Source organism: Serratia sp. Ae19-1 (genome assembly GCF_059801225.1).
In genome coordinates this window covers 59,938-76,781 of the sequence record NZ_JBCHWD010000004.1, presented here as the reverse complement: position 1 = coordinate 76,781, position 16,844 = coordinate 59,938, and the positions used below count along the sequence as shown (strand labels likewise).

Genomic DNA, 16,844 nt, shown 5'->3' with positions numbered 1-16,844 from the left:
ACAAATTTGTTAATGCCTGCGGCGCTTGCCGCGGGCAGTATGAAGTGATTCCCTCCTTTTAAAAGCAGACTGCTATGACACAACAACGACCTTTACCCAGCGGCGAGCTGGTGCTGCGCACGCTGGCGATGCCGGCTGATACCAATGCCAACGGCGATATCTTCGGCGGCTGGCTGATGTCGCAAATGGATATCGGCGGCGCCATCCAGGCAAAAGAGATCGCCGAAGGGCGCGTGGTGACCGTACGCGTAGACGGCATGACCTTCCTGAAACCGGTGGCGGTAGGCGACGTGGTTTGCTGCTATGCGCACTGCATCCGCACCGGGCGCAGCTCGATCACCATCAATATCGAAGTGTGGGTAAAGAAAGTCTCTTCCGCTCCGATCGGTCAGCGCTATCGCGCGACCGAAGCGGTGTTCACCTATGTGGCAGTCGATGCGGAAGGCAACTCGCGCGCGTTGCCAGAGGGTAAAATGAATTTCCGCGTCGGCTTCGAAGAGTAAGCCGGCGGAGATACCGCAAATGCAAAAAGGGTCGCCGAGGCGACCCTTTTTTTCTTTGATGGTGACCGAACTCAGTTCAATTCGGTCGTGCCGTTCAGCTTGAAGCGAATAGTCACGGTGCGATCTTTCGCTTCCTTGGCTTCATACCGCCATTTGCGCATCGCCTGCTTCACTTCACGCTCAAACATATTGCGCGGTTCCGCCGACAGGATGCGCACGTTGCTCACCCGGCCGTCGCTGTCGATATCGAACTGTACCCGCACATTACCTTCGATCTGCAAAGCCTGGGCTCGCGGCGGATAGAGCGGGTTAGCACGGCTGATCGGCCTTGGCCCAACCTCGCGCGAGTTGCCCTGCACCGGCGCGGCAGGCGCCTGTTTCACCGGCGCTTTGTCGATCGGCTTGGCCGGCGAATCGTTGTTGAACGGCGACGGCTCGCGCGGCTCGACCTTCTTCGGCTCCGATTTAACCGGTTTTTCTACCTTCGGCTTTGGCTTAGGCTTCGGTTTCGGTTTCGGCTTGACCGGCTCCGGCTTCACGATCGCCTTTGGCGGCGGCTCCACAATGGGTTCCGGTTCTGGCTCCGGCTCAGGTTCAACCTGCGGCGGTTCCGGCTCGGCCGGCGCCGGTGGCGGCGGTTCGGCCATCGCGGCGGTGTTGACCATCATGACGCTGATCGGCGCGTCCTCTGGCTTCGGCAGCTCCACCACTTCCTTTACCGAAGCGTAAAGCAACCCCGCCACCAGGGCGCTGTGCAAGCCTACGGACAAAACAAAAGGCACGGATATACGGCGATTAAGGAACATCTTTTTTAGCGGCATAATGATTCTGTTTCCTCTGGTTCGCCAAGTTTAAATGCAAATAGCAATCATATTCAATAACGAAAGGCAAACTATCGCTTTAATCGTCAGTATCCGTAGCGAAAACCAGCAAACTCATAAGGATATTAACCTGGCCGTTGCTTTTTAACCGCCGAATCAACACGCTTCATTAACGTTTGGCCGAGCGCTAAAAATAAAAAACCCGCCGTAGCGGGTCGATTGCGGTGATTAAGCTTTATTCTTCATCGCCATAGTAGAGCACGCCCAGCTTAATCAGCGGCCGCCCCTGCGCTTTGCGATGCAGGTTGGTGTCGCGCAGCGAATAGACGCAGCCGCAGTATTCCTGCTGATAGAAGCGTTCGCGTTTGCTGATCTCTATCATGCGCGACGAACCGCCCTTCTTGCGCCAGTTGTAATCCCAATACACCAGATCGGGATACTTTTCCGCCGCCCGGACGCCGCAGTCGGTGATCTGCTGCATGTTCTTCCAGCGCGAGATACCCAGCGAGCTGGAGATGGTGTCGTAACCGTGCTCATGCGCATACAGCGCCGTGCGCTCGAAACGCATATCGAAGCACATGGTGCAGCGAATGCCGCGCTCCGGCTCATGCTCCATCCCTTTGGCGCGAGCGAACCAGTTGTTGGTGTCGTAATCGGCATCGATAATCGGCACCCCGTGCTGCTCGGCGAAACGGATATTCTCTTCTTTACGCAACAGATACTCTTTTTGCGGGTGAATGTTGGGGTTATAGAAGAAAATGGCGTATTCGATCCCGGACGCCTGGATCGCTTCCATCACCTCGCCGGAACAGGGCGCGCAGCACGAATGCAGCAGCAGTTTGCTTTTGCCCGCAGGCAAATCGAGTTTTTCCCTTACCAGTTCCGTCATATCCTCACCTCAATGGCATATCAGTTTAAGCGCGCCGCACTATACGAATAAAAAGTAGCGGCTTCAAGGCATAAGCGCCAATCCGCCGGGAAATTCGCCGCGCGCCGTTCCCCTGCCGCGTCTTTTGCGCTACCTTGATAGCACCGTTTTATAGCCATGATTTTAAAGGTGAAACATGCTTTATCTGATCTACGCGCAAGACGTCCCCAACTCGCTGGAAAACCGCCTGGCGGTGCGCCCGGCGCATCTGGCGCGCCTGCAGGCGCTGCGCGACGCTGGCCGCCTGGTGGTCGCCGGCCCTAACCCGGCCATCGACAGCAACGATCCCGGCGCCGCCGGCTTTACCGGCTCAACGGTGATCGCCGAGTTCGCTTCGCTGGCGGAAGCCCAGGCCTGGGCGCAGCAGGATCCCTATATCGCCGCCGGCGTCTACGCCGACGTGACGGTGAAACCGTTCAAGCAGGTATTCTGACCTCATTACCTGACCGGGAGCGGCGTACCGTTCCCGGATCAATGCGTGCTCTCGTCCGCCCTCATCGGTAGAAAAAATGCCTTCCCTTCGGGCGCTGTAGCGCCGCCTGCCTATACTCTCCTGAACCCGCGGCATCGCCGCGTACTCAGGGAGATCGACCGATGCGACTCGATGTTCACGCTCACCTGTGGAGCACAGAGTATCTGGATCTTTTGCAATCTCATGGCCTGCATGAAGTCGCCGCCTATCGGCAATTGGGCGCCGGCCGCAGCGAGCGCGAGCTGGCAGCCCGCTTCGCCCTGCTGGACAGCGCCGGCATCGACATGCAAATCTTGTCGGCGACGCCGCTGTCGCCGCACCTGGAAGACGAACAGGCGGCCGCTGATGCCGCGCGCCGGATCAACGATGAATATGCGGAGCTGGCAGCGCGTTATCCCACCCGCTTCCGGGCCATCGCTTCCTTGCCGCTACCGCACATCGACGCTGCGTTACGCGAGCTGGACAGAGCCTTGACCCAGCTCGGCATGCTGGGCGCCTGCATCACCACCTCGGTGCTCGGGCTCTCTATCGCCAACCCGGTGTTCGAGCCGCTCTATCAGGAACTCAACCGCCGCCGCAGCGTGCTGGCCATTCATCCCGCCGGCCGCGGCGCGCACTCGCCGCTGATCGCCGAGTATGCCTTGACCTGGTCGATCGGTGCGCCGATCGAAGACACGGTCGCCGCCATGCACTTTATCCTCAACGGCATCCCTCTACGCTTTCCGGAGATGAAAATCATCGTTCCGCATCTGGGCGGCCTGCTGCCAATGACGCTGGAACGCCTCGACCAAACCGTCGCGTGGGAAGCGCCGGATACGCCGGAACCCCCGAGCTGCGCCGCCCTGCGCATGTGGTACGACACGGTAGGACACGATCAGGTGCCTGCGTTGCAAGCGGCAGCAGCGACATTCGGCACCGAGCGGCTGCTGTTCGGCACCGATTTTCCGTTCCAGCCGGGCGAGCTGTTTCAAACCACGGTGGACTACATCCGGCGTGCCGGATTGCCGGAGGAAGAAGCGAGCGCCATTTTGGATCGCAATGCGGCTGCGCTGTTTGGGCTGGGTGCGGACTGAAGATCCGTCCTCATTCCATGTCGCACCCCCCGTAATAACGGGATGTGCGACATGTCGTGAACCGGTCAATGTTAGGAAACTGCGTCAGACCTGTCGCAGGTAAACATCCGTAATGCGCAGGTCAAAGTTGCTTTTCATTTCGGTGACGTCAATAAGCAAGAAAGCGTGCGTAGCCCAGTCCGGCGCTCGCTCGAAGGCGGGAGGCTGCGTAGGATAACCCTGCATTTGGCCTGGGATGATAACGCTCTTCAGATCGGATTCATTGCCGCTAAATTGATAGGTGTAAACGTGACCGGTTTGCTGCTTGAGAATTTGGGGTTCCACGTCTTGTTGCGGACCATATTCACGCAGCTTCGCCCATAGGATTTTGACCTGGCAGAGTTGCCCATCACCCGCGTAAGTGTTGGCGCGAACATGGTGAATAACGCTGCCGTAACCTTTCAGGCTGATGGTTCCCAGCACCGCCTGGAACACACCATTACCAGCGGCCGCGTTGCGCCCCAATGAAACGAAACCGGCCTGGCGAATAAGGCTGAAATTGGTGCTGTTAGTCGTGCCCCACCCGTAGCGAGATTTACGCACCGTATTAACGCCTCCCGGCGGCAGAACCCAAACTTCCTCAGTCCATTTGTCGCTACCGTTGCTATACGTCGTGCCATCCAGCCAATTGTCCTGTACGGCGGTATCGGTTCGCACCTGAGTTAACAGATAAGGCCAGGAAATGGGCAGTTGCGTGTTGTGCAGCGAGACAGAACCTGTGCCATCAATCCAGCCGCTGACGTTAGCATCACCGCCTTGCTGCATCTCGCCAATATTGACCTTATCAAAGACTACCCTAGCCAGACTGCCGACATAGAAGGGATTGGAGGTTGTCGGATAGGTCGTTGGGCTGCCGCCGGCTTTGAAGGTAAACAGACCGCCGATAACGTTGACTTTGCAACTTTTGGCATCCGGGATATTCAGGATGTAATTTTGCGGTCCATAACCTTCAACGTGACAATCACGGAAAATATGTTGCCCCCCCTCGATATGCATATACTTTCCGACATGACTGGTTGGGGTTTGCGGCCCGTTTTTACCGTAAATGTAATCGAAGGAACAGTTGAAGAAATAACTATACCCTCCCATCAATTTCACGCCACAGTTGCTCTGACCGAAGACGCAACTGTGGAAGTTCATCTCTTCGCCGGAATTGAAAGTATTGTCCGGGAAGTAGTAGCAAATGTCGCAGTGATTGAAACTAAAGCCGTACATACGCAGAAAGTAGAAATCGATGGTGCCGGTAATGCCATAAGCAAAACCTTCGATACCGCCGCCGATAAAGGTCAACGAATTGCGTCCATAGTTTGCCGAGAATGAAGTAGAAAACGTCATGCCATCGACAAAGGAATTGGGGCCAGGTCCCATCATGCGCAGATTTTTCACGCTGAGATTACCTTGGGTATATCCGGCGCTGTTTTGCCATTGAATGGCGGCTTTCCGCTTGACGTTATCGCCCGGAGTCATGGCGCTAAAATCCAGCAACGCACCGGAAAAATCGTAATCAACAGTTTTCAAATCCAGGTTCAGCGTTTTCGTGCATTTGAATTGCCCGCTACCGAACTGCAGATTACCGTTTTTCAACACGCGTGAGCCGCTGGAGACAGCCTGCGAACTGGCATAGTCGTGAGCGGCCTGAATTGCAGCGGCATCCTCTGAAATACCATCACCTTTCGCACCGAACATATAGGGCGACACCGTACCGGCAACATCCAGGACGCGTACCCATAACCAACCGGCGTTGGGGCGGATGAACATACCGCCGTCATCCATCGCTGTCGATTGTGCTTTGGCGACGAAGGTGCCACCACCGGTTGGCTGGCGATTGCTGGCGTTCCAATCGCCGTAGTATGCAGTCACAGCGATCAATTCGCCTGCAGCGATAGGCAGAGTGTTTCGTAGCGTGGCGATATCAGGGCAAGTATTCATCATGTTATCCTCATAGTTTTACTGTATTTATATACAGCCAAGTAACTCTATGAGTGGATGAACCTTGCATCAATAGCTGGGATGTTGTGCTCTTGACCCGCGAACATAGCGGTCTATCTGGTGTACCGCCTCTTTCTGTTGCATTTATCGCTCATACAAAGGCAGCAGCCGTCAGATGACTAATTTGCCCCGCACCACCACCTTACCCGGTTTAATGTCAGGATCGGCAATGCGGCGAATCGCCAGATTTAAGGCCTGCCAGGCGATCTCTTGCAAATCATGCGACACGCAGGGGAAATGAAAACCGTAAATCTCGGCATGCGAAACCTCATCGATGCTGAACAGCGACACCTCCTGCATCAACGGCAGCCGATGTTCGATGCAGGCCTTGATGATGCCCAGGGAGATTTGGTTGTTGCAGCCGACGAAAAAGTCCGGGGAGCGATTGTTGGCCAGCCAACGGCTCGTCTCTTGCCAGGCGACATCCATAAAGAAATCGGCGTACAGCACTTCCAGAGACGCCACTTTGCCTTGCAAAGCCGCTTGCAATCCAGTGACCCTGTCACGCGCCACATTGGAATTCTCCGGCCCGGAGACCACCACTACCCGCTGCGCCTGCTGTTCCAGCAGCCAACGCCCCGCCTGGAGACCGCAGTCCAGGTTATCGATATACACCCCGCTGCAATGGCGGCTGTCCAATTCCCTATCGATCAGCACCACCGGGATATTGAGCGTTTCCAAGCGTTTCAGATAGGAAGGCTGGTACAAATGATCGTTGGAAATGACCGATAGAATGATCGCATCGACGTTGTAGCCAATGAGTTTGTCGATGATTCTGTCTTCGCTTTCCTGAGACTCATAGGAGTCGAACACCAGGGTGTCGTACCCCATTTTTTGCGCTTCGAGCGTCATCAGGCGCGTCAGGCCGCCAAAGAATGGGTTGGCCATATCAGGATTGACGATACCGATGGTTCTGCTGCTTTTCGCTCGCAGATTGCGCGCGGCGGCATTGACCACGTAACCGAGTTCGGCGGCAGTCTCGCGAATTCTCCTCAACGTTTCCGGATGGACCTTGTCCGGCTGTGAAAACGCCCGCGAAGCGGTTATTTTGCTGACATTCGCCTGTGCGGCGACGCTGGCCAGCGTCGCTTTCCGTCCTCGATCCACTGCCAAATGCAGCTCCTTAGCTTGAAGATATCATTTCGTACCATTCTAGGCATCATGACAGAACTTTGCCCATGGCGCTAATGGTTTACGCCTGCAAGGCGGTTAATGCGCGGATCGGTAAAAATATCCAGCTCGTCGCGGCTCTCGGAAGAGAACTCGGAGACCACCGCGCCCTGCTTTCCCGCCTGAAACCAGTGCCGGGTGTTGGGGGCGATGGTGTATTGCTCACCCGGCCGCAGAAGGATATAGCGATCGCAGGTATACCACTGCTCCGCCCCTGCGGGCACCCGACATGCCAACTCACCGCCGCGATCGTTGGGCGTCAGGTTTTCATCATCGACAAACAGAAATACCTCCCCCCAACGGCAACGAAAAGTCTCTTGCTTACCGGGCGTGCCGGCGAAAGGCGGATGCAAATGCTCTGGGCAGGTCTGCCCCGGAAAGAGCACCAACTCTTTCGCACAATACCGGGGGGAGTTGACGTAAGTCAGCAGCTGCAATCCCGACACGGGATAGTCAGCCAGACCAAAGGTTGCAATTTCAATACGTTGCTGCTCGTCTTTCGTCAGGACAATGTCCGCCTGGCGCAAATATTCCAGCGTGGCGGCTTTGGCGTTTTGTTGTTTGTTCATCATTTTCCCTGCAAAGTAACGGTATCGATATCAACACGCCGATATTAAAACCGTCATTGCCCCGCCGGTTTTGTGACCGTCATCTCCATATTGAATAACAACCCCCCAGCAAAATTAACTCTCGTCGAGCAATTCCAACATTGATCACAGTTTAACCACCCGCTTTGGCCCACTATCGCCGCATTGAAATGATATCGTTACCATAAAAATGATTCACCAGGAGGCAATATGAAAGCATTAGTGTTGGCCAAGGCAGGGCAAATCGCTATTGAGGACGTCCAGCTGGCCGAGGCGTTGGGGCCCGATGATGTGCAGATTAAAATTCATTCCGTAGGTATCTGCGGCAGCGATGTGCACTATTACCAGCATGGCCGCATTGGCCCGTTCGTGGTTAACGCCCCGATGGTGCTCGGCCATGAAGCTTCCGGCGTGGTGCTTGCGACTGGCGAAAATGTCACTCACCTCAGCGTCGGCGATCGCGTTTGCATGGAGCCCGGCATTCCCGATCTCAACTCGGCCCAAACGCGCGCCGGTATTTACAACCTTGACCCGGCCGTTCGCTTCTGGGCAACGCCGCCGGTGCACGGCTGCCTGCGCGAAACCGTCATCCACCCCGCCGCGTTCACGTTCAAATTGCCGGACAACGTCAGTTTTGCTGAAGGCGCCATGGTTGAGCCCTTGGCTATCGGTATGCAAGCGGCCACCAAAGCCGGGATTAAACCCGGCGACATCGCGCTGGTGATCGGCGCCGGGCCGATCGGCGTGGTAACGGCCCTTGCCGCACTGGCGGGCGGCTGTTCGGACGTCATTATTTGCGACCTGTTTGACGAGAAACTCGCGGTGGCGGCCAGCTACGAAGGGTTGCACGCCGTCAATATCAAAACCGGCGACCTGGCGGGGAAAGTGGCCGCGCTCACCAGCGGCAACGGCGCCGATGTCGTGTTTGAATGCAGCGGCGCAAAACCGGCTATCGCAACGCTGGCTGAGCATGCGGCGCCGGGCGCGACCGCGGTGCTGGTCGGCATGCCGATCGACGCTGCGCCGATGGATATCGTCGCGGCGCAGGCCAAGGAAATTACCTTCAAGACCATCTTCCGCTACGCCAACATGTATCCGCGCACGCTGCGGCTGTTGAGCAGCGGCAAATTGCGCGTCCAGCCTTTAATCAGTCAGACCTACAAGTTCTCCGACAGCGTGGCCGCCTTCGAACGCGCGGCGGCGGGGCATGCCTCAGACATCAAAATCATGCTGGAGATGGAGTAAACCTATGACGCTCTATGCTGGCATAGACTGCGGTACGCAAGGCACGAAAGTCGTGATTGTCGACAGCGCACAGGGCGTGATCCTCGGTGAGGGCAGCGCCCCTCACCGCCTCATCAGCCATTCCAACGGCCGGCGCGAACAAGAGGCCGACTGGTGGGTTGACGCGCTGATCATCGCGTTTCAACAAGCGGTGACCAACGCCGGCGTCGACGCACGGGAGATTAACGCGTTGGGGGTTTCGGGCCAGCAGCATGGCTTCGTGCCGCTGGACGCACAAGGCAACGTGCTGCACAGCGTCAAGCTGTGGTGCGATACCGAAACCGCAGAGGAAAACGAACGGCTGCTGCAGCGGCTCGGCGGCGCCAACGGCTCGCTGGAAACACTCGGTCTGCGGGTCGCCACCGGTTACACCGCGTCGAAAATCCTTTGGTTCAAGACGCACCACCCGGCGCTCTGGGCAAAACTGCACACCGTGCTGCTGCCCCATGATTATTTGAACTTCTGGCTGACCGGGGAACGCGTGGCGGAATACGGCGACGCCTCCGGCACCGGACTGCTCGATGTGCGCACCCGCAGCTGGAGCAAAACCGCCGTCGATCTCATCGACGACAGCGGCCGCCTGTGGCAAGCCCTGCCGCCGCTCAAAAGCGCGGAATGCTGCATCGGCACGGTGCGCCCTGTCGCGGCGGAAAAGCTCGGCCTCAGCCCCACCGCCAGGGTATCGACCGGCGGCGGCGACAATATGATGGCGGCCATCGGCGCCGGCAACATCGAGGCCGGCGCCGTCACTCTGAGCCTGGGCACTTCCGGCACGCTATTCGCCTGGTCCGCCGCGCCCGTCGTGGCGGAGTCGGACATGATTGCCGGTTTCTGCTCCAGTACCAACGGGTGGTTGCCGTTGATATGCACCATGAATGTCACCTCGGCCACCACCGCGATGCAAACGCTGCTGGACGAAGATCTTGCCGGCTTCAACGCCCTATTGGCGCAGGCCGCACCGGGCGCCGGCGGCGTCGAGATGCTGCCGTTCTTCAACGGCGAACGCGTTCCGCCGCTGCCCCACGCGCGCGCCAGCCTGCATAACCTGGATAGCGACAATTTTACCCGCGCCAACCTCTGCCTGGCCGTGGTGGAGAGCGCCACCTACGGCCTGCGCTATGGCATCGAGCTGTTCCGCCGCCAGGGCATCGAAACGCGCGAGATCCGTCTCACCGGCGGTGGCGCCCGCAGCGCCGCCTGGCGACAAATCGTCGCGGACGTGATGGGATGCCCGGTGGTCTGTCTGAAAGTCAAAGAGACCGCCGCGTTGGGCGGCGCCATTCAGGCGATGTGGGCGACATCGTTGGCCGATCGCCCGAACCAGAGCGCCGCCGAATTATTGGCTGAACTGTGCCAACGCTTCGTTTCACTGGATGAAGCCACGCGCGCGACGCCAAACGACGACCGACAAACGCAATACGAGACGCTTTATCAACGGTACCTGCAGCGTTTGCAACGAACCTACCCGGAGGTACAACTGTGACGCAAGATCCCCATACGTCAGCCCCCGCCTACCTGCTGGAAGTCAGCGGCGTCAGGAAAGCCTTTGGCCCGGTCGTGGCGCTTAAAAATGCAGAGTTTTGCCTGCGGCGCGGGTCCATCCATGCCCTGTGCGGCGGCAACGGCGCGGGTAAATCCACCTTTCTCAGCATTCTGATGGGCTTTATTCAACCCGATGGCGGCGACATTTTTATCCATGGCCAACGCTGCGAATTTCATCATCCCCGCGATGCCCTCAACGCCGGCATCGCCATCGTGCAGCAGGAACTGAGCGCGATCCCGGACCTGACGGTGGCCGAGAACATTTGGCTGGGCCGCGAGCCGAGGCGCCTGGGTTTCGTCGACTTCGCGACGCTCAACCAGCGCACGACCAGCCTGCTCAATGAACTGGATTTCAAGATCGACGCCCGGGAAAAGATGCGCAATCTGAGCGTCGCCGAGCAACAGCTGGTCGAGATCGCCAAGGCGCTGTCGCATGCCAATGCCGACATCATCATCATGGATGAGCCCACCTCGGCGATTGGCGAAGAAGATGCGCAGAAAATCTTTCAGACGCTGCAGCAACTGGCGGCGAAAGGCAAAGGCATTATCTATGTGTCTCACCGCTTGTCAGAGATCTTCCAGATCGCGGACAGCTACACCATTTTTCGCGATGGCGCCTACATCCATGAAGGCTATATCGCCGACATTACCCGTGAACAGCTGATCGAACACATTATCGGCGGCGAGTACGACAGCGAGTTCGCCAAATTCAATCAACCCGGCGAGGCGGTGTTGCTGGAGGTTAACAACCTGTGTTGGCGCGACAAGATCAAAGATATCAGCCTGCAGCTTAAGCACGGCGAAATCCTGGGCATCTACGGCCTGGTGGGATCGGGCCGCAGCGAGTTCCTCGATCTTATCTTCGGCGTTCAGCATGCCGACAGCGGCACGATTCGCTTGGGCGACAAAACGCTGAGCCGTCACTCCCCGCGCGAAGCCATCGACAGCGGTATCGCCTATTTAACGGAAGACCGTAAGGAAACCGGCCTGGTGCTGTGCCGCTCCGTCAGCGAAAACATCAATATCGCCTCTTTCGCCGACATCAGCCGGATGGGATTTGTCAGCGAGAAACGGGAGCAAGCGCGTACCCGCGACATGATCCAGCGCTTCAACGTTAAAACCCACGACGGCGAGCAGCCGGTGGGCAACCTGAGCGGCGGCAACCAGCAAAAAGTGGTGCTGGGCCGCTGGGCGCTGCTGGATCCGGAGGTTTTGCTGCTCGACGAGCCGACGCGCGGCATCGACGTCGGCGCCAAAAAAGAGATCTATCGATTCATGTCGGAATTCGCCTTGCAAAACAAAGGGATCATCATGGTTTCTTCCGAACTTTCGGAAATCATAGGCATGAGCGATCGCATATTGGTGTTCCGTGACGGGCAGTTGGCCGGCGAGCTTTCGGCAACCCATGCGACTCAGGCAGCACTGATGAAACTCGCGGTTTAACAGAGAGAGAATAACAATGAGCAGCGCCCACTCCTTATCACCAGGAATGTCATTTTTCACCCGCAATAAGCGCCGTATGCACAAATACGGCATTATCATCGCCTTTTTCGCCCTGTGCCTGACCGTGGCGCTGATTGGCGAATATCAGGTCGCCCAGGGGGCCTGGAGCAGCAATTATTTTCTCAGCAATGAAAACACCCTGATCGTCCTGCGCCAGGTCTCGATCAACGGCATTCTGGCAATCGGCATGACCTTCGTCATCATCACCGCCGGCGTCGATCTCTCCGTGGGTTCGGTGCTGGCGTTAAGCGGGATCGTCGCCGCCCGTTTCGCCACCAACAATAGCGGATTGGCCATCGGCGATACCGCGACCGCCGTCATGGCACCGCTGATTGTGGCGCTGGGCATCGGCATCGTCTGCGGCCTGGTGAACGGCACCGTGTTAGCCCGCTACCGGCTGCAACCCTTTATCGTCACCATGGGCATGCTCTCTGCGGCGCGCGGTTTAACCATGTTGACCACCAACGGCAATCCGGTTTCGCAATTGAACAGCGATTTCCGCTGGTTGGGCAATGGTTATGTCGGCGGCGTTCCGGTGCCCGTCATCATCTTCATCGTGCTGTTCGCCCTCGCCTGGCTGGTGCTGAATAAAACCCTCTTCGGGCGCTACATCTACGCCGTCGGCGGCAACCCGAAAAGCGCACGCACCTCAGGGATTAACGTCACTCGTATCAAGATACTGGTGTATACGCTGTGCGGCGCGCTGGCCGGCATCGCCGGTTTGATCCTCACCGCGCGCACCGGTTCGGCGCAAACCAACGCCGGCGCAGGCTATGAGCTGGACGCCATCGCCGCGGTGGTGATCGGCGGCACCAGCATGGCGGGCGGCGTCGGTACGCTGGTCGGCACCTTCTTCGGCGTGCTGATCATCGGGGTGATGAATAACGGCCTCGATCTGCTTGGCGTGCAATCGTATTACCAACAAATTATCAAAGGCGCATTGATCGTTCTTGCCGTCTTGCTCGACCCATCGCGTAAGCAACAGCGCGATTAATAACATCAGACCCAACTCTACCAGGAGAAAACCATGAATAAGACCAAGATAGCGTTGTTTGCCTCTGCCATGATGTTCGGCAGCCTGTCGGCTGCTCAGGCGGCCCCGGTTAAAATCGCGGTATTGATGTACGGCAACAAAGCCGAATTCGTGCAATTGATGGAAAGATTCGGCAAGGAACACCCGGCGGTGAAAAGCGGCGAAGCCGTGCTGACCTTCTACGATGGGCGCTATGATGCATCGGTGCAAAACGATCAGGCCGCCACCGCGATCCAGACGCGCGCCGACGCCATTATCGTCAACCCCATGGATTTTGAGGCCAATATCGATATCGTCACCAATGCCAACGAAGCCAAAATCCCGGTGGTGGTCACCAACGCGCGTCTGAACACGGACGCGATGACCTCTGAAGTGGTGTCTAACGATGAGCTGGGGGGCTATCTCGAGGCCAAAGCCGTCCTGGACAAACTCGACTGCAAGAACCATAAGGTGAACGTGGTGATTATCGAAGGCCCGAAAGGCGGCAGCGGCGAGATCCAGCGCGGCAAGGGCAATGACAAAGCGATTGCCGAGTGCGGCGCCGGCCAGGTCACCGTGCTTGAACGCAAAACGGCCAACTGGTCGCGCGCTGAAGCGCAGCCGCTGATGGAAAACTGGCTGCAGAAACATCGGGGTAAAATCAACGGCGTGATTGGCCAGAACGACGAGATGGCGCTGGGCGCGATTGAAGCGATTAAAGGCGCCGGCCTGAATGTTAAGGACTTCGCGATCGCTGGCGTGGACGGCGTTTCCGACGCGATTCATGCGGTGCAGGCCGGTGAAATGGTCTCCATCCTGCAAGACGCCAAAGGCCAGATGCAGGGTTCCATCGACGTCGCATTGCGCGCCGTGAAAGGTGAAAGCTATCAACCACAGTCGGATATCTGGAAACAATACGCCAAGGATCTGAAATGGGAAGGCGGCACGCAGAAGCATTACTACATCCCGTGGACCGTCGTCACCCCAGAGAATGCCCAATCGCTGTTGGATGCCCGTAAATAACCCTTCGCCCCCCTCTCCGGGGGCCCGCCCGCACGTAAACAAAAAAAAGCCAGCACGGAGTGGCTGGCTTAAAGGTTCTTCGAGGGAATATCTTGTTCGATAAACATACGCCTGCCGCTGCCCATTGACTAACTATCAGTGTGATAGGCGCAGCCGTCAGCGGCGATTTATTATTGCCGCCGCAGAGCAAACCGCCGCCGCTGATCTACACTTTAGCCGTAGTTCAGATGCAGTTACGGGTCATTTTTATTTTCGAATCGAAAAGGAATAATTATGAAGGCAACTAAATATCTCTTGGCACTGCTGGCGTTCACCTCTTTCTCATCGCTGGCGGCGATTGAAATCACCCGGGAAGAGGCGGCGAAACATACCGAGATTGGTCCGGTGACCATTTCGCAAGACGGCGACGACACCGTGGGGATCGATCACGCGCGCCTGTCGAAAGCGGTGGACGAAAAAGGCGGCAAGTATTACGTCATTATTGGCCGCGAGGGCAAAACCACCTTCGAAACCATCAATGCGATAGCCTATAAATAATCGGGTTTATCCTGCGGCAGGCTGACACCTGCCGCTTAATTCATTCGTTATTTATCTCCGTCCGCCAGTATCAACGCCTGCATATCGGCGAACATCGTTTCCCACTCCGCCTGGTCGATATCCATCAAACCGAAATAACGCAGCATAAAAGCGCCTTCGGTGGCGAGAAACGCCAGGCGCGCGCGCTTGCCCTCTTCGCTCGCCAAATCGAGCCCGGCGATGCGGCTGCGGTACCATTCGCGCGTACTCGCCAGATGCTCCGGCGTTTGAATCAGCGTCGCCATCAGCCCGGCGGCCTTGGCGCTGGCGGTCTGATCCGAACTTTGGGTCGCCAACATATGCGCCCGCACGCCGGTCTGTGGCGAAGGGTCGGCGCCGGCGATATCCGCGAACAGCGCTTCATAGGCGCTGCCCCAGCGATCGAACATGGCGTCGATCAAGGCGTCCTTGCTACCGAAGCAATACTGCACCCCCCCCTTGGAGATCCCCATCGCTTTGGCGACGGCGTCGATGGTCAAGCCGGCGGCGCCCTGAGTGGCGACGATCTCTTCGGCGGTGTCCAAAACCTTATCGCGATCGATGCTGCGTTGACGTCCCATTAAGAAACCCTTCTTTTCAATACGAACGTATGGATATATATTATCAACCAGTATACCACCCGGCGCCGCCGGAGGGTTACCGGAATGGCGGCGCCTTCGCGCCGCCCACTTTAGTGGATGAATGACTTATGTACGCCAAGAACCGCTGGCTGATCCTGGCCCTGATCGCCAGCGCCCTTTTCCTGATCGTTATCGATATGACGGTGTTATATACCGCGCTGCCGCGCTTGACCCAGGCGTTGGATGCCAGCGCCTCGCAGAAACTGTGGATCGTCAACGCCTACCCGTTGGTGGTGGCCGGGCTGTTGCCCGGCGCCGGGATGCTGAGCGACCGCATCGGCCATAAGCGGCTGTTTCTGGCCGGGCTGCCTGTGTTTGCCGTCGCTTCGCTGTGCGCCGCCTTCTCGCCAACCGCCGAGTGGCTGATCGCCGCACGGGTGTTCCTCGCCGTTGGCGCGGCGATGATGATGCCCGCCACGCTGTCCATCGTGCGCCACGTCTTTACCGACGAACGCGAGCGCGCGCTGGCGATCGGCATCTGGGCCTCGGTGGCCTCCGGCGGCGCGGCCATCGGCCCGGTGGTCGGCGGCCTGCTGCTGGAGTATTTCTGGTGGGGTTCGGTGTTCCTGATCAACGTGCCGGTGGTGCTGCTGGTCTGGCCGCTGGCGTGGAAACTGATCCCGCGCTGCGGCGGCGATAACCCGCGCCCTTCCGACATCATCGGTTCGGTACAGATCATGATCGGCCTGGTCGGCGCTATCTACGCGCTGAAGGAGCTGAGCAAGCCGGCGCCAGACGTCGGCGCCTTGATCGCGGCGGCCCTGATCGGCGTGCTGTTCCTGGCGATGTTCGTGCGCCGCCAGCAGCGCAGCGCCAATCCGATGATCGATTTCTCCCTGTTCCGCAACCGGCTGTTCGCCGGCGGCATCGGCGTAGCGCTGCTGTCGATGGTGGCGCTGATCGGCGTCGAGCTGGTACTCAGCCAACGCTTGCAGCTGGTGCTCGGCCTCAGTCCGCTGCAGGCGGCGCTGTTTATCTTGCCGATCCCGCTAGCTTCGGCGTTGGCGGGGCCGATGGCCGGTTTGCTGTTGCCGCGCTACGGCGAACGCAGCATCATCCTCGGCGGTTTCGCCCTGACCGCTTTCGGCATCGCCGCCCTCGCCCTGCTGTCTCAGAGCGGCATGGCGCCGCAGCTGGTGAGCCTGGCGTTGGTGGGCTTTGGCCTCGGCGGCGTGATCACCGCCGCGTCCACCGCCATCATGTTGAATGCGCCGGAGGAGAAATCCGGCATGGCCGCATCGATCGAGGACGTCTCCTATGAGCTGGGCGGCGTGCTGGGCGTAACGTTGCTCGGCGGGCTGATGACGGCGGTTTACAGCCACAGTCTGGCGCTGCCGGCGGAACTGCCGGTCAGCGATTTGGCCTACGACAGCATCGACGAAGCGTTGCGTCTGGCGGCCGGGATGGCGGCCGATCGCGCGCAGCAGCTGACCCAGCTGGCGCGTTTGGCCTTCGATCGCGCATTTATTACGGTGTTGATCGCCGCCGCACTGTTGATGGCGCTGGGCGCCGGCACGGTAAAACTGGCGCTGCGCAAGTAACCGATAAAAGCGGCTTTTTTCGCCTGCGGATCCTGCGTACACTGATTCGGCAATTTGCTCGACGGATTTATCGTCATCGGTTTGAGCGATGGCAATGATGACTGATATCGTGTTTAACCCTGCGATAAATCCGGTTACTGTAACAGCTATGGAAATGAATT

General features: G+C 58.2%; 16 protein-coding genes. 10 read left to right on the top strand and 6 right to left on the bottom strand.

Translation table 11 applies throughout. The annotated features are described in order from the left end of the window. The first annotated feature begins 74 nt into the window (after positions 1-74). Complete coding sequence (gene yciA / locus AAIE04_RS13120) at positions 75-503, top strand: acyl-CoA thioester hydrolase YciA (RefSeq protein ID WP_004932085.1); 429 nt, start codon at positions 75-77, stop codon at positions 501-503. Between the two features lie 71 nt (positions 504-574). Here the strand turns inward: yciA and tonB are convergent, their stop codons facing one another. Both tonB and AAIE04_RS13110 read right to left on the bottom strand, forming a co-directional pair. Continuing rightward, the gene (gene tonB / locus AAIE04_RS13115) at positions 575-1,324 is read right to left on the bottom strand and encodes a TonB system transport protein TonB (protein WP_498577092.1); all 750 of its coding nucleotides are present in this window, start codon (positions 1,322-1,324) and stop codon (positions 575-577) included. 235 nt (positions 1,325-1,559) lie between these two features. Continuing rightward, positions 1,560-2,213, bottom strand: coding sequence for an epoxyqueuosine reductase QueH (locus AAIE04_RS13110; protein WP_498577091.1), 654 nt, complete (start codon positions 2,211-2,213; stop codon positions 1,560-1,562). A 175-nt stretch (positions 2,214-2,388) separates the two neighbouring features. On the opposite strand from AAIE04_RS13110, the gene AAIE04_RS13105 reads away from it, so the two are divergent. Both AAIE04_RS13105 and AAIE04_RS13100 read left to right on the top strand, forming a co-directional pair. Next, positions 2,389-2,685: a YciI family protein gene (locus AAIE04_RS13105; protein ID WP_004932096.1), complete on the top strand. Its 297-nt coding sequence runs from the start codon at positions 2,389-2,391 to the stop codon at positions 2,683-2,685. A gap of 161 nt (positions 2,686-2,846) precedes the next feature. Beyond that, complete coding sequence (locus tag AAIE04_RS13100) at positions 2,847-3,797, top strand: amidohydrolase family protein (RefSeq protein WP_498577090.1); 951 nt, start codon at positions 2,847-2,849, stop codon at positions 3,795-3,797. A gap of 84 nt (positions 3,798-3,881) precedes the next feature. Here the strand turns inward: AAIE04_RS13100 and AAIE04_RS13095 are convergent, their stop codons facing one another. From AAIE04_RS13095 to AAIE04_RS13085, 3 genes are all read right to left on the bottom strand, one after another. Then, a complete protein-coding gene (locus AAIE04_RS13095) occupies positions 3,882-5,768 on the bottom strand; it encodes a putative phage tail protein (protein ID WP_498577089.1) in 1,887 nt (628 codons plus the stop codon). A 168-nt stretch (positions 5,769-5,936) separates the two neighbouring features. Next, entirely contained in the window at positions 5,937-6,938 is a 1,002-nt protein-coding gene (locus AAIE04_RS13090; protein WP_498577088.1) for a LacI family DNA-binding transcriptional regulator, read from the bottom strand. A gap of 71 nt (positions 6,939-7,009) precedes the next feature. Beyond that, positions 7,010-7,564 carry a D-lyxose/D-mannose family sugar isomerase gene (locus tag AAIE04_RS13085; protein ID WP_019452726.1) on the bottom strand — a complete coding sequence of 185 codons (555 nt, stop codon included), beginning with the start codon at positions 7,562-7,564 and terminating at the stop codon, positions 7,010-7,012. A 228-nt stretch (positions 7,565-7,792) separates the two neighbouring features. On the opposite strand from AAIE04_RS13085, the gene AAIE04_RS13080 reads away from it, so the two are divergent. From AAIE04_RS13080 to AAIE04_RS13055, 6 genes are all read left to right on the top strand, one after another. Then, complete coding sequence (locus AAIE04_RS13080) at positions 7,793-8,827, top strand: NAD(P)-dependent alcohol dehydrogenase (RefSeq protein ID WP_063918449.1); 1,035 nt, start codon at positions 7,793-7,795, stop codon at positions 8,825-8,827. A 4-nt stretch (positions 8,828-8,831) separates the two neighbouring features. Further along, positions 8,832-10,349: a xylulokinase gene (xylB, locus tag AAIE04_RS13075; RefSeq protein WP_498577087.1), complete on the top strand. Its 1,518-nt coding sequence runs from the start codon at positions 8,832-8,834 to the stop codon at positions 10,347-10,349. Beyond that, positions 10,346-11,851 carry a sugar ABC transporter ATP-binding protein gene (locus AAIE04_RS13070; protein ID WP_498577086.1) on the top strand — a complete coding sequence of 502 codons (1,506 nt, stop codon included), beginning with the start codon at positions 10,346-10,348 and terminating at the stop codon, positions 11,849-11,851. Before xylB ends, AAIE04_RS13070 begins: the two co-directional genes overlap by 4 nt. A 16-nt stretch (positions 11,852-11,867) precedes the next feature. After that, the gene (locus tag AAIE04_RS13065; protein WP_043128958.1) at positions 11,868-12,905 is read left to right on the top strand and encodes an ABC transporter permease; all 1,038 of its coding nucleotides are present in this window, start codon (positions 11,868-11,870) and stop codon (positions 12,903-12,905) included. A 33-nt stretch (positions 12,906-12,938) separates the two neighbouring features. Beyond that, on the top strand, positions 12,939-13,946 hold the full coding sequence (locus tag AAIE04_RS13060; protein ID WP_019452731.1) for a substrate-binding domain-containing protein: 1,008 nt from the start codon (positions 12,939-12,941) through the stop codon (positions 13,944-13,946). 273 nt (positions 13,947-14,219) lie between these two features. Next, positions 14,220-14,483 (top strand): hypothetical protein, encoded by a 264-nt coding sequence (locus AAIE04_RS13055; RefSeq protein WP_019452732.1) that lies wholly within the window; start codon positions 14,220-14,222, stop codon positions 14,481-14,483. A 47-nt stretch (positions 14,484-14,530) separates the two neighbouring features. Here the strand turns inward: AAIE04_RS13055 and AAIE04_RS13050 are convergent, their stop codons facing one another. Next, positions 14,531-15,082 (bottom strand): TetR/AcrR family transcriptional regulator, encoded by a 552-nt coding sequence (locus AAIE04_RS13050; RefSeq protein ID WP_019452733.1) that lies wholly within the window; start codon positions 15,080-15,082, stop codon positions 14,531-14,533. A 128-nt stretch (positions 15,083-15,210) separates the two neighbouring features. Between AAIE04_RS13050 and smfY the strand changes: the two genes are divergently transcribed. Then, positions 15,211-16,683 carry a multidrug efflux MFS transporter SmfY gene (smfY, locus tag AAIE04_RS13045; protein WP_498577085.1) on the top strand — a complete coding sequence of 491 codons (1,473 nt, stop codon included), beginning with the start codon at positions 15,211-15,213 and terminating at the stop codon, positions 16,681-16,683. Positions 16,684-16,844 lie beyond the last annotated feature (161 nt).